Source organism: Rothia nasimurium, from assembly GCF_014217215.1.
Taxonomy (GTDB): domain Bacteria; phylum Actinomycetota; class Actinomycetes; order Actinomycetales; family Micrococcaceae; genus Rothia; species Rothia avistercoris.
Genome location: NZ_CP056080.1, coordinates 2097385 through 2112970 on the forward strand (window position 1 = coordinate 2097385; position 15586 = coordinate 2112970).

Annotated in this window: 9 protein-coding genes and 3 rRNA genes; 1 reads left to right on the forward strand and 11 read right to left on the reverse strand. The window is 58.9% G+C overall.

All coding sequences use genetic code 11. From position 1 onward, the window contains the following. Window positions 1-128 precede the first annotated feature (128 nt). From HWU94_RS09540 to HWU94_RS09590, 11 genes are all read right to left on the reverse strand, one after another. Window positions 129-1274: an ATP-binding cassette domain-containing protein gene (locus HWU94_RS09540; protein ID WP_185173519.1), complete on the reverse strand. Its 1146-nt coding sequence runs from the start codon at window positions 1272-1274 to the stop codon at window positions 129-131. Window positions 1275-1363: 89 nt separating this feature from the next. Continuing rightward, window positions 1364-2119 carry an energy-coupling factor transporter transmembrane protein EcfT gene (locus tag HWU94_RS09545; protein WP_185173520.1) on the reverse strand — a complete coding sequence of 252 codons (756 nt, stop codon included), beginning with the start codon at window positions 2117-2119 and terminating at the stop codon, window positions 1364-1366. A 3-nt stretch (window positions 2120-2122) separates the two neighbouring features. Further along, complete coding sequence (locus HWU94_RS09550) at window positions 2123-2980, reverse strand: ECF transporter S component (RefSeq protein WP_185173521.1); 858 nt, start codon at window positions 2978-2980, stop codon at window positions 2123-2125. Window positions 2981-3030: 50 nt separating this feature from the next. After that, window positions 3031-4044, reverse strand: coding sequence for a nucleoside hydrolase (locus HWU94_RS09555; RefSeq protein ID WP_185173522.1), 1014 nt, complete (start codon window positions 4042-4044; stop codon window positions 3031-3033). Between the two features lie 197 nt (window positions 4045-4241). Then, a complete protein-coding gene (locus HWU94_RS09560) occupies window positions 4242-5120 on the reverse strand; it encodes a thioredoxin domain-containing protein (RefSeq protein WP_185173523.1) in 879 nt (292 codons plus the stop codon). Window positions 5121-5367: 247 nt separating this feature from the next. Further along, window positions 5368-5484: ribosomal RNA gene (gene rrf, locus HWU94_RS09565) — 5S ribosomal RNA — on the reverse strand. 105 nt (window positions 5485-5589) lie between these two features. Beyond that, window positions 5590-8684 (reverse strand): 23S ribosomal RNA (locus HWU94_RS09570). A gap of 379 nt (window positions 8685-9063) precedes the next feature. Next, window positions 9064-10592, reverse strand: a 16S ribosomal RNA gene (locus HWU94_RS09575). The 16S, 23S and 5S rRNA genes sit together here, the layout of an rRNA operon. Before the next feature lie 968 nt (window positions 10593-11560). Continuing rightward, on the reverse strand, window positions 11561-12541 hold the full coding sequence (gene rlmB, locus HWU94_RS09580; protein WP_185173524.1) for a 23S rRNA (guanosine(2251)-2'-O)-methyltransferase RlmB: 981 nt from the start codon (window positions 12539-12541) through the stop codon (window positions 11561-11563). A 105-nt stretch (window positions 12542-12646) separates the two neighbouring features. Continuing rightward, window positions 12647-14071: a cysteine--tRNA ligase gene (gene cysS / locus HWU94_RS09585; protein ID WP_185173525.1), complete on the reverse strand. Its 1425-nt coding sequence runs from the start codon at window positions 14069-14071 to the stop codon at window positions 12647-12649. Between the two features lie 2 nt (window positions 14072-14073). Next, window positions 14074-14964 carry an alpha/beta fold hydrolase gene (locus HWU94_RS09590; RefSeq protein ID WP_185173526.1) on the reverse strand — a complete coding sequence of 297 codons (891 nt, stop codon included), beginning with the start codon at window positions 14962-14964 and terminating at the stop codon, window positions 14074-14076. A gap of 159 nt (window positions 14965-15123) precedes the next feature. Between HWU94_RS09590 and HWU94_RS09595 the strand changes: the two genes are divergently transcribed. Then, a complete protein-coding gene (locus HWU94_RS09595) occupies window positions 15124-15582 on the forward strand; it encodes an alpha/beta hydrolase-fold protein (protein WP_409348807.1) in 459 nt (152 codons plus the stop codon). Window positions 15583-15586: the final 4 nt, after the last annotated feature.

Sequence of the window (15586 nt, forward strand, 5' to 3'; positions counted from 1 at the left end):
GCGGTGAAGCAGGCTCACAGCGAATCTGCTGGCTCGGGGCTGGCGTGAATCGCCTTGTGAGCGAAGCGAACCAGGCGAGAGGGTCGGCAGCGAGCGTGAGCCTGCGGAACCCCTTATGAATAAGCTTCTTACCGGCTCGCGCCTAGCTGATAGTGGTTCAGGGGTAGGCGGGCTGCGAGGGCCTGGGTGAGTTGTTGGTCGTGGGTGGCGACGATAGCGCTGCCGCCTGCGGTGCAGTGGGCGGCGATGAGCACTGCAACCTGCTCAAGACCGGGGGCGTCTAGCCCCGCGGTGGGTTCGTCGAGGAGTAGGCAGGACGCCCCGGCGGCGAGCGCTTCTACGAGGGCAAGCAGGTGCTGTTCGGCGGGGAGTAAGTCGAGGGGGTGTGTTTCGCCGGAGCCGGTAGGTAGGACGGCGTCGCGTAGGGCTTCGCGGGTAGAATCGCTAGCTTTCGCCCCGTTCCCCAGTTTCATGTCAGCATCCACCGTGGAGGCCAAGAAGTGGTGGGCGGGGGTTTGCGCGACCAGCTGGGCGAGGGCTGCGCGGGTGGGGGCTCCCTGCCGGTGGGGTTGCACACCGCCGATGGTGAGGTGCCCGGCGGCTGGGGGTAGGAGCCCCGCGATGGTACGCATCAGGGTGGATTTTCCGGCGCCGTTGGGGCCGGTGAGGATCAGGCAGTCGCCGGGGGTAAGATCCAGATTAATACCGGTAGCAACGGGAGTAGCTACCGGTTTCTTCCACCGGCGGCGGGTCGGGGCAACCGGAGATATAGAGAGGTCACGGGCCAGGACGTCTGCTGCGGCTCGGGCGGGCAAAGGCGGCAGAGATGGCACCGCCGCAGACGGTGAAACACCTTCCCCTAGGTTTTCGACACTAGCAGCAAGGCTCTTTTCATCAGCCTGGGGTCTGGCTGAGGCCCAGGCCAAATCTGCCGGGTAGCGGGAGAAAGCGTCCAGCGCCCGGGCCCGCATGGCGTCGTCAAGGCCGAGCAGGGGTTCATCCAGGGCTAGGGCTGGCACAGCCGCCCCGTCGAGGTTTCCGTCCACCTGCCCCAGCACCAGGTAGGCTGCCAGGGCTACCAGCTGGGTCTGCCCACCCGAAAGTTGCAGGGGGTGGGCTGCCAGTAAGTCGCTAATTCCAAGGTCAGCTGCAACAGCCTGCACAGCCCGGTGGAGCTGATCCCGGCTATCCATAACCTGCTCTACCCCCAGGGCAATTTCTTCGACCACGGTGGGCACCAGCCCCGTCATCAGGGCATGGGGGTTAGAAGGCACAAAGAGCCCGTCCCGTTCCTGGGCCCAGGTCTGCAGCCGGGCAGACTTTCCGGTTCCTCTGGCCCCAAGGACCAGCATCCGCATATAAGTCACAGCAGCACCCCCGTATAGGCAGCAAGCACGAGCAGGCAGGCCAGCGGCAGGAGCACCCAGCGGAGGTAGCGCTGGGTGCGGCTGTCGGCGTAGTCCTGCCAGAAAATTCTGGGCCCGGCCCGGTCAATCCCGCGCGCGGCCAGGGTTGCCCCGCGCACCTCGTGGTCGAGCAACAGCAGGTTGAAGAGGGCGGACGCTGTCCGCACCCCCAACCAGGCGCGGGCACCTCGCGACCCGTCGGCCATACCTCTGGCGCGGGCGGCCCGCTGCACTAGGCGGGAGTAGTGGGCCAGCTGGGTAGGGGTGTTGAGTGAAGCGACCAGCAGGTAGACGAGTCTAGGCGGCAGTCCCCAGACGGTCAGGGCATAGCGTAGGCCCGTAGCCCCGGTGGGTAGTATCAGCAGGGCACAGGCCGACCCGAAGGCCAGAATCTGTAGGGCTAGAGCCAGGCCAGCCCTGGCGCCCTCGGCGGTCACTTCAAACACCATCCAGGGAACGGGCGCCCAGGTTGCCCACACGGTTTCTCCTCCGCGTGACACCAGCTGGATGATAAAAGCCATCACCGCAACCGGCGCCAACCCTACCAGGACCAGGCGTACCCAGGGGGCAAGCGTCCGCCCCACCCCGTGCAGGGCCATGAGCACAGCCAGCAGCCCCGCCTGCCAGATCAGTGGCAGCGGGGCAAAGGCTAGCAGGAGCCCGGCGCAGCCCAGGGTGACCCAGGTGCGGGGGTTCAGGGTGGGGGCGCTCACCGGTTAGCGGCCAAACTGACGACGGGCGCGGGCGGGCAGACCCTTGATGATAAGCCAGACCAGGGCGAAGGCAATGGTCTTATCGAGCGGGTCAGAGAGCAGAGATTGCAGGGTTGTAGCACCCAGCAGGGACTGGCCAGCAGCCTGCAGGGCCGCAACCACGGAACCGGTACCCACGCCCTGGCCGCCGCCAAAGACGAAGGCTGCGATGGGGGCGCCGACGAATCCGGCCAGGACGCCGGTGATAAAGCCCGCGAGCAGGGCTCCCCAGATTTTGCGGAAGAGGCCCAGGCGGCCAGCGTAACCGGCCAGGAAGCCTATAAGGGCGGCACCGGCGGCGAAAGGAATGGTGGTGGGGTTAATGGTGAGACCCCAGGCCAGGTTGGTGATAATACCGGTCATGGCTCCGGCGGCGGGGCCGGCCAGCACACCGATGAGCACGGTGGCAACGGAGTCAAGGTAGAGGGGAATCCCCGAGAAGCCAATGATCTGGCCCACAATGATATTGAAAGCTGCCGCAAAAGGTATCAGGGCGATGGTGGCAAGGGGCAGGCGGCTCAGGTTAGCCACCAGAAGCAGTAGGACGCCCGCGGTATAGCCCAGCATGAGCGGCAGGGAGATAGCGGCTTGGGCATCGCTGGTGCCTTCCAGGTAGCCCGCGTAGTTGGTGGTACCGCCTGCGGTGAGGACGGCCCAGGTGTAGGTTCCTGCGATGACCAGGGCGGCGAGCAGGTTGAGTACCTTCTGGGAGGTGGTGAGCGGTGTATTGTGTTCTGGGTTTTTACCGAGGAGCCCGGCAGCTACCGAGGTCCTCTGCCCAGACGTTGAGGGCTCTGCGGTGGTGTGTGATGAGGGGGCCATGCCCACCCCTTTCTGTAGAATAATTGTTCTTTTTATTTTTTGAGGCGGTTCTAGCCAGTTCCCTTTGGGGCGTAGACAGCCCGGACGGTCTGGACCAGGTGCTCAAAAAATTCGGGGGCCCGGGCACTGGTCAGGGCCTTAGCGTTGGGGTCTCTCCCCCAGCGTCCTAGCCAGTCAGCAACCACCTGGCCGCGGGTAAGGGTCCCGGTAAGCTCAACATCGAGCGTCACCGGTGCAGCCTCCCCCAGCAGGGTGTGGGCCCGACCGTCGGCAGCCAGGGCGCGGTTCACAGCTAGGGCGGTTACGAAGGGGTCGTGCACGTGGGCGATAAACCCCAGTTTGTCCCACTCGTGGAATTCCATGTAAAACTGCAGGGCCCCGTCCAGGGCGGTAAAGAGCTCTCCCCCACCGGCCAGCAGACGCTCGCGTAGCTGAGGAGTCATGACGGCGTTCTCGGTGGTGTCCAGCGGGCAGAGCAGGGGCGCATAGGGCAGGTCGAGGTCAGGGCGGCTGTAGGCAGCTAAGACCTCGTACAGGGCTTCGGGGTCAGAGTGCACGTTCCACTCGGTGGTAGGCATGGTGTTCCCCCGGTGGTTCAGGGCCCCACCCATGATGGTCAAGCTGGCTAGGTAACGGGGCAGCTCTGGATCCTGCCGTAGGGCCAGCGCCAAATTAGTTGAAGGCCCCAGGACGAGCCCGTGCAGCTTTCCGGGGAAACGGCGGGCAGTCTGCACCCACAGGCCTGCCCCTTCGCCATGGGAACGCCCCGTGGGCCTGGTCTGCCCGGGGAGCAGGCCGTGGCCCGTGCCCAGCGGGCCGTGGGTCTCTTCGGTGGTAGTGAGCGGCTGGGCCAGCGGGTTCTCAGCACCGAGAGCCCAGGGGGTACCCTGCCCGCCAAGCAGCTCCAGCAGACCGCGGACGTTGCGTCCTACCTGCTCGGTACTCACGTTCCCACCGGTTGCCACGATACCCTCTACAGCAACCTGCGGGTGGGCAAAAGCGTAGGTAAGGGCAAGGGCGTCGTCAATGCCGGGGTCGCAGTCGATGAAGAAGTGCAGGGTCATGAAATCTTTACGGTGCTAGGTAGTCGGTTACTGGTGAGGGCAGGCTGGAGTGCCCAGCGTAGGGCACAGAAAAAGGGGCAGCTACCCACCTTTACCCTGCTGTGAGCCCAGGTAAAGGCGTGTAGCTGCCCCTACACGTTGTGTACCAGTTTAGTACACAGCGGCCAGGCCTTCTACAGCCTGTTTACTGGGTGAACTTAGGCGTTCTTCTTAGCTTCAATCTTTGCGGTGATCCAGGCGTTGAAGTCAGTTGAGTTGAAGACCTCGCCGTCAGCGAAGACGGTGGGGGTGCCGCTAATACCGTTGGAGGCTGACTCGAGGGTGACGGTCTGGACGAACGGACGCCAGGTGTTGTTAGCGACATCGTCCTTTACGTCTGCACCGTACTTCTCAGCGATAGCAATGAGCTCTTCATTAGAAAGGCCGCCGGTACCCTGGTGGGTGAAGATTTCCTTCTGGAAGTTCAGGAAGTCTTCCGTGGAGACCTGGTTAGCTACGGAGTAGGCCACGTTGTTGGTGCGGGCTGAGTAGAAGGTGGGGCTGGAGGCATCCATGAAGGTCAGGTTACGGATCTCCAGGGTGATGTCGCCACTAGCAACGAGAGCTGCGATGGTATCTGCATTTTCAGTTTCGAAGGCTGCGCAGTGCACGCAGTCGTAGTCCTGGAAGATGGTCAGACGGACGGGCTCACCGTTATTGTCTGCTTCTTCGGGCAGGGCAACGCCCAGGGGCATTGTGGCTTCGGAGCCGTCAGCTGCAGTGTAGGTTGCTTCTGAGGTGCCCAGGTCGTTGCTGTCGCGGCTGGCTTCGGTGCTGGTGTTCCGCTCGATACCGTTAGCGGTCAAGACGATGCCGCCGTACTGGTTAGCTGATGCGGGCACCGGGCCTGCGTCGGCAATCTGGTTGCGGTTGCCGTTGATGATGACGACTGCAACGATTGCTACGATGAGGGCGATGACGCCGAGGACGGTGAACTGAATCCAGCGAGTAGATGATTTTGAGGTTTTCTTGGCCTGCTGTGCCGCCAGCTGGCGGGCACGCTCGCGGGCGTCAGTGGAAGGGTTTCCCTTAGACACAGATGTGCCTCACTTTCGTACGTGCGTTCTTGATAGGTTCAAGCCTACCGTGATTTGACGGGGATATCTGCCCCTCCACCGAACCTCAAACTACTTTCCCAGAAAACGATTAGTTTAGGTAAGGGCTGGTGCAGGGCGCTTAGCTCTTGCGCCCGATAGGGTATAAAAAGTGGGTGTTGGATTTTTGATGCTTAAAACAAAAAAGCCCTGGACAATCTGTCCAGGGCCTTCCTGTATCCCAATCAAAAACCGGCGGTGACCTACTCTCCCACACCGTCACCAGTGCAGTACCATCGGCGCAAAGAGCCTTAACTTCCGGGTTCGGGATGGAACCGGGTGTTTCCCTCTCGCTATAACCACCGTAAACCTACGATGACCACCCCACACAAGGGGGGCAGCAATAACAAACCCAAGGGTTGTTATCTCAAAACCATACAGTGGACGCAAACAAAAACAAAACTCAGTCATAAAGTGTAAGCCTTCGGACTATTAGTACCAGTCAACTCCACGGGCATTCCCCGCGTCCATACCTGGCCTATCAACCCCATCATCTATAGGGATCCTCACACAGCAAACGCTGCCAGGAAATCTCATCTCGAAACAGGCTTCCCGCTTAGATGCTTTCAGCGGTTATCCCTCCCGAACGTAGCCAATCAGCCATGCACCTGGCGGTACAACTGACATACCAGAGGTTCGTCCGTCCCGGTCCTCTCGTACTAAGGACAGCCTTTCTCAAATTTCCAACGCGCGCAGCGGATAGGGACCGAACTGTCTCACGACGTTCTAAACCCAGCTCGCGTACCGCTTTAATGGGCGAACAGCCCAACCCTTGGGACCAACTCCAGCCCCAGGATGCGACGAGCCGACATCGAGGTGCCAAACCATGCCGTCGATATGGACTCTTGGGCAAGATCAGCCTGTTATCCCCGAGGTACCTTTTATCCGTTGAGCGACGGCCGTTCCACAACGTACCGCCGGATCACTAGTCCCGACTTTCGTCCCTGCTCGACCTGCCAGTCTCACAGTCAAGCTCCCTTGTGCACTTACACTCAACACCTGATTGCCAACCAGGCTGAGGGAACCTTTGGGCGCCTCCGTTACTTTTTGGGAGGCAACCGCCCCAGTTAAACTACCCATCAGGCACTGTCCCTGACCCGGATCACGGGCCGAAGTTAGACATCCAGAGCGACCAGAGTGGTATTTCAACAACGACTCCACACGAACTAGCGTCCATGCTTCACAGTCTCCCACCTATCCTACACAAGCCACACCGAACACCAATACCAAACTATAGTAAAGGTCACGGGGTCTTTCCGTCCTGCTGCGCGAAACGAGCATCTTTACTCGTACTGCAATTTCGCCGAGTTCATGGTTGAGACAGTAGGGAAGTCGTTACTCCATTCGTGCAGGTCGGAACTTACCCGACAAGGAATTTCGCTACCTTAGGATGGTTATAGTTACCACCGCCGTTTACTGGGGCTTAAATTCTCAGCTTCGCCCACAAAGGGGCTAACCAATCCTCTTAACCTTCCAGCACCGGGCAGGAGTCAGTCCGTATACATCGTCTTACGACTTCGCACGGACCTGTGTTTTTAATAAACAGTCGCTTCCCCCAATTCTCTGCGACCCATACACGCTCACGGCCGCACGGACCGGTCACGCTCAAGGCTCCCCTTCTCCCGAAGTTACGGGGACATTTTGCCGAGTTCCTTAACCATGATTCTCTCGATCGCCTTAGTATTCTCTACCTGATCACCTGTGTCGGTTTCGGGTACGGGCGGCTAAAACCTCACGTCGATGCTTTTCTCGGCAGCATAGGATCACCAAATCCCCCAATAACGGGGTCCCATCACGTCTCAGGCCAACACCGGCGCATTTAACAACCGGATACCCTACACGCTTAGACCACGACAACCATCGCGTGGCTTGGCTACCTTCCTGCGTCACACCTGTTAATACGTTTACCTCCAAAAATCGGGTCCTGCAGTCCACCATAAGCTCCCCACCACACGTGGCAGGGTTACAAACAGCTTCTCACAGTTAGCATCAAAATATCAGTATGGGCGGTTTTTCGCCGGTACGGGAATATCAACCCGTTATCCATCGACTACGCCTGTCGGCCTCGCCTTAGGCCCCGACTAACCCAGGGCAGATTAGCTTGACCCTGGAACCCTTGATCATCCGGCGCACGGGTTTCTCACCCGTGATTCGCTACTCATGCCTGCATTCTCACTCGCGTACCCTCCACCACTGGTTTACACCGCAGCTTCACTGGATACACGACGCTCCCCTACCCAACCAAGCACAAGGCTTGATTGCCATAACTTCGGTGGTGTACTTGAGCCCCGCTACATTATCGGCGCAGAATCACTTGACCAGTGAGCTATTACGCACTCTTTCAAGGGTGGCTGCTTCTAAGCCAACCTCCTGGTTGTCTAAGCAACTCCACATCCTTTCCCACTTAGTACACGCTTAGGGACCTTAGTTGATGGTCTGGGCTGTTTCCCTCTCGACAATGAAGCTTATCCCCCACTGTCTCACTGCTACGCTCTCACTTACCGGCATTCGGAGTTTAGCTGACGTCAGTAACCCTGTGGGGCCCATCGGCCATCCAGTAGCTCTACCTCCGGCAAGAAACACGTAACGCTGCACCTAAATGCATTTCGGGGAGAACCAGCTATCACAGAGTTTGATTGGCCTTTCACCCCTATCCACAGCTCATCCCCTCCATTTTCAACTGAAGTGGGTTCGGTCCTCCACGACGTCTTACCGTCGCTTCAACCTGGCCATGGATAGATCACTCCGCTTCGGGTCTAGATCCTGCCACTCACACGCCCTATTCAGACTCGCTTTCGCTACGGCTTCCCCACACGGGTTAACCTCGCGACAGAACACTAACTCGCAGGCTCATTCTTCAAAAGGCACGCTGTCACCCCAAAAGGCTCCAACGGCTTGTAAGCACACGGTTTCAGGTACTATTTCACTCCCCTCCCGGGGTACTTTTCACCATTCCCTCACGGTACTGATTCACTATCGGTCACTAGAAAGTATTTAGACTTACCAGGTGGTCCTGGCAGATTCACACGAGATTCCACGAGCCCCGTGCTACTCGGGTGGCACACACGCGGTCTAACACATTACGATTACAGGACTCTCACCCTCTCCGGTCGCCCATCCCAAGGCGTTCACCTACATGCTAGAACATCACGTCAACAGCCGGTTGAAACTGTTATGCGTACTCCCACAACCCCCATGATGCAACCCTCAACCGGTATCACACACCACAGGTTTAGTCTCTTCCGCTTTCGCTCGCCACTACTCACAGAATCATTCTTATTTTCTCTTCCTGAGGGTACTGAGATGTTTCACTTCCCCTCGTTCCCTCCAACCAGCCTATACATTCAACTGGTGGTAACAAACCATGATGGCTTGCTGGGTTTCCCCATTCGGACATCCTGGGATCAAGGCCCTGTTATCGGCTCCCCCAGGCTTTTCGCAGATTCACACGTCCTTCATCGGCTTCTAGTGCCAAGGCATCCACCGTGTGCCCTTAATAACTTACACACAGATAAAATCAAAGATATTAACCTTGACTAACTAAGTACAAAATCAAAAGTATCAAAGAAACCCAATCATTAGAGATTGAGAAATCTTCATTACATTCGAAGATGCTCGCGTCCACTATACAGTTCTCAAACAACAACCCGATACCACTCGAGGCAACCACACACAACCGTCTGACCACTACTCTCATGCCGGGAACCTGAGAGCAACAAACCACAAAGGCTTGTTACCTCAAAACCCAAAAGCGCACCAACATTACACAATCCTTATCAGCACCAACCACAAGGAAGGTACCTGAACTAACATTCCACCCATGAGCAAACCACCCAAACGACACTCGCGTTCAGCGTGGCTCAACCAATATGTTGAAGCTCCTTAGAAAGGAGGTGATCCAGCCGCACCTTCCGGTACGGCTACCTTGTTACGACTTAGTCCCAATCGCCAATCCCACCTTCGACGACTCCCTCCCACAAGGGGTTAGGCCATCGGCTTCGGGTGTTACCAACTTTCGTGACTTGACGGGCGGTGTGTACAAGGCCCGGGAACGTATTCACCGCAGCGTTGCTGATCTGCGATTACTAGCGACTCCGACTTCATGGGGTCGAGTTGCAGACCCCAATCCGAACTGAGACCGGCTTTTTGGGATTAGCTCAACCTCACAGTATCGCAACCCTTTGTACCGGCCATTGTAGCATGCGTGAAGCCCAAGACATAAGGGGCATGATGATTTGACGTCATCCCCACCTTCCTCCGAGTTGACCCCGGCAGTCTCCTATGAGTCCCCACCATTACGTGCTGGCAACATAGAACGAGGGTTGCGCTCGTTGCGGGACTTAACCCAACATCTCACGACACGAGCTGACGACAACCATGCACCACCTGTATACCAGCCCCGAAGGGAAACTCTATCTCTAGAGCGGTCCGGTATATGTCAAGCCTTGGTAAGGTTCTTCGCGTTGCATCGAATTAATCCGCATGCTCCGCCGCTTGTGCGGGCCCCCGTCAATTTCTTTGAGTTTTAGCCTTGCGGCCGTACTCCCCAGGCGGGGCACTTAATGCGTTAGCTACGGCGCGGAAAACGTGGAATGTCCCCCACACCTAGTGCCCAACGTTTACGGCATGGACTACCAGGGTATCTAATCCTGTTTGCTCCCCATGCTTTCGCTTCTCAGCGTCAGTTACAGCCCAGAGACCTGCCTTCGCCATTGGTGTTCCTCCTGATATCTGCGCATTTCACCGCTACACCAGGAATTCCAGTCTCCCCTACTGCACTCTAGTTAGCCCGTACCCACTGCAAACCCGGAGTTAAGCCCCGGGCTTTCACAGCAGACGCGACAAACCGCCTACAAGCTCTTTACGCCCAATAATTCCGGACAACGCTCGCGCCCTACGTATTACCGCGGCTGCTGGCACGTAGTTAGCCGGCGCTTCTTCTGCAGGTACCGTCACTTTCGCTTCTTCCCTGCTGAAAGAGGTTTACAACCCGAAGGCCGTCATCCCTCACGCGGCGTCGCTGCATCAGGCTTGCGCCCATTGTGCAATATTCCCCACTGCTGCCTCCCGTAGGAGTCTGGGCCGTGTCTCAGTCCCAGTGTGGCCGGTCACCCTCTCAGGCCGGCTACCCGTCGTCGCCTTGGTGAGCCGTTACCTCACCAACAAGCTGATAGGCCGTGAGCCCATCTAAAACCAGTACATATCCCTTTCCACCAGCATCCCATGCGGGAACTGGTCGTATCCGGTATTAGACCTCGTTTCCAAGGCTTATCCCAGAGTTAAAGGCAGGTTACTCACGTATTACTCACCCGTTCGCCACTAATCCACCCAGCAAGCTGGGCTTCATCGTTCGACTTGCATGTGTTAAGCACGCCGCCAGCGTTCGTCCTGAGCCAGAATCAAACTCTCCGTTGAAAAAATGAAGTAGTTGATGATCCTGGTCTCTGATTGTTAGCGAACCATTCACCACGGGGTGGTGCGGTTCAAGCTGACGAATCTGAAACCATATGATTATCAAATTCTGCAAGAAACCGTTGGTTTCTCACATTGTTATATAAATATTTGGTATCAGTTCAAGACCATAATCACTCCAGGACCGTTGTGGTCTTGGTATTGTGATGATGGACGATAAGAATGTTATTTATAACATTGGTACGCTATTGAGTTTTCAAGCAACAAACCGCATTCTCAACCCTAGCCACATATTGGCCGGTGTTTCGTATCGGTCATTCTCATTTTTTTGTGTTACCCGTTTGGGCAACTCTTCTAGTTTATCGCGCTTCTTTTCTGTGTGTCAACTCGATGTTCCGTGTTGTGTCTCACAGTGGCTTGTAGCTGGATTGTTACTTCAACATCTCACTCGTTCGAGTTGGGATTTCTCAGTTCCGGCCGGGGCCTGAATTCGCTATGTGACTAGGTGTTTTGTCGCTTGGTGGGTTTCCCCTGTGCCGTGGCGACTCGTAATACTCTACGCAGGTTTGCCAGAGCGCGCAACCCAAAAGTGCCACCAAAGGAGCCTTTTTACCCCAGAATCCCCACCCGCAACAGATAAAACGCCTAGTCAAAGCTAAACTAAACACCGTAAAAATATTTTTAAAGTTTTTTTGAAGGTCTTCAGAAGGCTTGATTTTAGGGATTATTTGTGAGCCAGACCCTTATTCCGGCTCACATAAGTTTCTTATCTTTGTGCGGGGGCGGCAGGCTCACAGCGAAGCTGCTGGCTTCGATGAAGTGAGCGGGTGCGGGGGCGCGAGCACACAAGAGCGAACGCAATCCGCCGTCAGGCGGGGCGTGAGGGGCAGACTAACGTCTCTTTCCTAAGCCCAGATAAACAAAAAGTGCTCCCCCACTATCGTGGGAGAGCACTTCGTTCTTATGAAAGTTTAGGAAGCTCGGCGTCGGGATACCTCGTAGAGGGAGATACCAACTGCCATAGAGGCGTTGAGTGATTCCATTGCTGAGCTAATGGGAATCGAAACGATTTGGTCGCAGTTCTCGGTGACCAGTCGTGAGAGCCCCTTACCTTCTGAGCCGACAACAATCATAAGCGGTTCAGAGGCCAGTTCGAGGTTGGGCAGGTCTACGTCGCCGCCGCCGTCCAGACCGACAACGAAGATGCCGGCGTCCTTGGCCTGCTGGATCACGCGGGTGAGGTTGGTTGCCTTAGCAACGGGGATGCGGGCAGCAGCACCGGATGAGGTTTTCCAGGCTGAGGCGGTCATAGCTGCCGAGCGGCGCTCGGGGATGATGACGCCGTTACCCGAGAAGGCTGAGACGGAGCGGATAATGGCGCCCAGGTTGCGGGGGTCGGTGATGCCGTCCAGGGCAACGAAGAGGGGCGGGGTGTCCATCTGCTTGTCGTACCAGCGATCCATGGTGTCGAGGACCAGGTTGCCGGCGTCCGGGTACTTGTAGGGAGGAATCTGCAGAGCAACGCCCTGGTGGACGGCATGGTCGGTCAGGCGGTCCAGCTCGTTACGGCCAATTTCGAGCATGGGTAGGCCCTGCTTGTTAGCTTCGGTCATGATGTCACGGACGCGGTCATCGACCTCGATGCGGGACATGACGAAGAGGGTCTTGGCAGGAATCTCGGTCTGCAAGGCCTCAAGCACGGAGTTACGGCCGGTGACCAGTTCGTCGGAGGCCCGCTTGCCGCCCAGGCGGGGCTGGCGGGAGCGCAGGGTGTTTGTTGCCTTGCGGTTTTCAGCGGCCTTCTTCATCTTGTAGGCCTTGTGGTAGACGCGGTCTTCTGCCTTGGGGGTGTTGCCGCGACCTTCGAGGGCCTTACGGCCGTGGCCACCGGTGCCCTTGGTGGGGCCCTTCTTCTTACTGGTTGCGCCGGGGCGTGAGCCTGCCTTCGCCATGGGGTGTGTCCTTTGTTTAATGTCTATGAATTGTTTTCTAGCTTACCGACCCTCTGCCCCCTGTGGGGCGAGAGATGGAGCACGGTAGCGGGAGGGCTATGATGCCTAGAGGGACCAGGTGGAGCCGGATGCGCCGTCCTTGACGGTGATACCGGCCGCTGCCAGGGCGTCACGAATCTGATCGGCACGGGCCCAGTCCTTAGCCTCGCGGGCTTCGGCGCGCTGGGTGAGCATGGTCTGGATCAGGGAGTCAAGCGCTGCGTGTTCGCCGGCTTCGTTGGCGGCAGCCCCTGCCTGGCTGAAGGACATGAGCTCTACCAGCCCCAGTACCCTGGCCATGGCGTAGACCTGCTCGGCGGCGTCTTGGGCAGACTCGCCGGCGGCGAGCGCCGCGTTACCGGCGCGGACGCCTGCGTGCAGGGCGGCGAGGGCCTTGGGGATGTTGAGGTCATCGTCCATGGCCTCGGCGAAAGCCTCGGGTACCGCAGCGTCTTCACGATGATAGTCGCGGGTTGCGGCCAGGAAGGCTTCGACGCGTTCGACAGCTACACGGGCCTCCTCGAGTGAGGTGGGGTGGTAGTCGAGTACGGAGCGGTAGTGGGCCTGGCCCAGGTAGTAGCGGACGACCAGGGGGCGGGCGGCTTCGAGCATCTGGGCGGGGGTGATGATGTTGCCAATGGATTTGGACATCTTCTCGCCCTCGTAGTTCACCAGGCCGTTGTGCATCCAGAAGTTAGCGAAGCCGTAGCCTGCTGCCTGGGACTGGGCCATCTCGTTTTCGTGGTGGGGGAAGCGCAGATCGAGGCCGCCACCGTGAATATCGAAGGTCTCGCCCAGGTACTTGCCGGCCATGGCTGAGCATTCCAGGTGCCAGCCGGGGCGGCCTTTGCCCCAGGGGGAATCCCAGGAGGCGGTAACGGGCTCACCCTCCTTGTAGGCCTTCCACAGGGCAAAGTCGCGGGGGTCGCGCTTGCCGCGGGGGTCGGCATCCGGAGCGTCCTGCATGTCGTCAATCTTCTGGCGGGTCAGGGCACCGTAGTTCTCCCAGGAGCGCACGTCGAAGTAAACGTCGCCGCAGCCGTCAGTCGCCGGGTAGGCGTGACCGCGGTCGATGAGGCGCTGGATGAGGGCGAACATCTCGGGAATATGCCCGGTTGCGCGCGGCTCATAGGTGGGCGGTGCGATGTTGAGGGAGGCGTAAGCGGACCCGAAGACCCGCTCAAAGCGGTAGGCCAGGGCCCACCATTCCTCGGCCGGGTGCTCCCCGGCGTATCCGGGCTCGAAAGAGGCAGCCGAGTTCACCAGAATCTTGTCGTCGATATCGGTGACGTTACGAACCGTGGTGACCTTGTAACCGCGGTAGGTCAGCCAGCGGGAGAGCTGGTCAAAGACCAGGCCCGAGCGCACGTGCCCGATGTGAGGAGCCCCCTGCACGGTGGCACCACAGTAGTAGATACGGGCCTCGCCGGGGTGAACCGGGGTGAAGTCACGGACGCTTGCTGTTGCTGAATCATAAAAACGTAGAGTCACGCCTAACAGTTTACCGTGCGCTGTAGAACCGGTGCGAGGATGCTGGCTGCGTGGTTAATGAGCAGGGAGAAATGGCCGTCGCGCGGTAGTTCGTGAATCTGGGCTCCCAGGCGGAGCCCCAGGTTGCGGGCACGGGCGGGTTTGACGGCCATGTCGCGCCCGGCGACCCAGAGGTGCACCGGGGTTTTGACGGTGGTTTCTGAGAAGCCCCAGTCGTCCTGAATCGCGTATTCGTCTTGCACACCACCCTCGATAGAGAACTGCAGGGCGTAGTCGTGGGAGATGGCCATGCGGTAGGCGGCGGTGTGGCCCTGCACATCGCGGCCCAGGGCGGAGGCCAGGGTCGAGGCGGACGCCAGGGGGCGGCTCAGGGCGCGGGAGGTGAGGTCGATGAGCGGTTTGGGGAACCAGGAAAGGGCGAGGTGGGAGAAGTGAACGCGCAGCGGGGTGAGGTTAAGACCTAAGTGGGACTCCCAGAGGGGGTGGTGGGTGAAGGGGGCCAGCAGGATAAGCTGCTCTACCTTGTCGGGGTGGAGGGCCGCCAGGCTCATGGCGTGGGGGCCACCGCCGGAGAAGCCGATGACGCTAAAGCGGTCAAGCTCCAGGTGGTCGATGATGGCAGCGGCGTCCTCTTCTGCCCAGGTGCCAACCAGCCGATAGGGGACGGCGTCCGACGCTCCCAGCCCCGGGCGGTCCGGGGCGATAATGCGGATACCCAGCTCACGGGCTGCCTCGTCAAGGAAAAGTGCCTCGTAGCCGGTGCCGGGGGTGCCGTGGCAGTACAGGGCGGTAGCCCTGGGAGATTCCGTCTGCCCAAATTCGTGCCAGGCGATGACGCGGCCTCCGTTCTGGCTCAGCACATGGGGGCGGGGTTCAAGAGGGTCGGCGTTCACGGGTACTTCTTTACAGTGTGGAGTGATCTAACAGGGACAGCCTTATTTTAGCGCTGCTACTCCGGTTCTATACTGGTCGAGGATAACACCTCACTTTTTGCATAACTGACCAGGATTCTGCTGTGCCCTCGACCTCCACCCCGGCCCCGGCCCTTCTGGATTACCAGCAACCTGCAGGTCGACACCGACCATTCTCACTGGACTATCGCCGGGCTCTCAAACGGCGGCACCTGCGCCTTCCAGAGCGCCCTGCGGGCCCCCGATGTCTACCCCACCTTCCTGGATATGTCGGGCGAAGCTAATCCCTCCCTCGGCAGTGAAGAACTCACCATCAGCCAGGGCTTTAGCGGCGACTCAGCAGCCTACCGGGCTAACGCCCCGGCCAGTATGCTGGCCCAAGGCATCTACACGAAACCCGGCCCCACCGGGATTTTCTCCATGGGGACGGACGACGACCCTTCCTACCGTTCGGGGCTAGAAGGCCTCTACACCGCGGCTCAACAGGCAGGGCTCGACGTGCAGTGGAAAACTTACCGGGGCAAACACGAGTGGAAGGTCTGGGAAGCGGCTTTCGCCGACGCCCTGCCCTGGCTGGGGCAGCGCACCGGTCTGCAGTAACCTC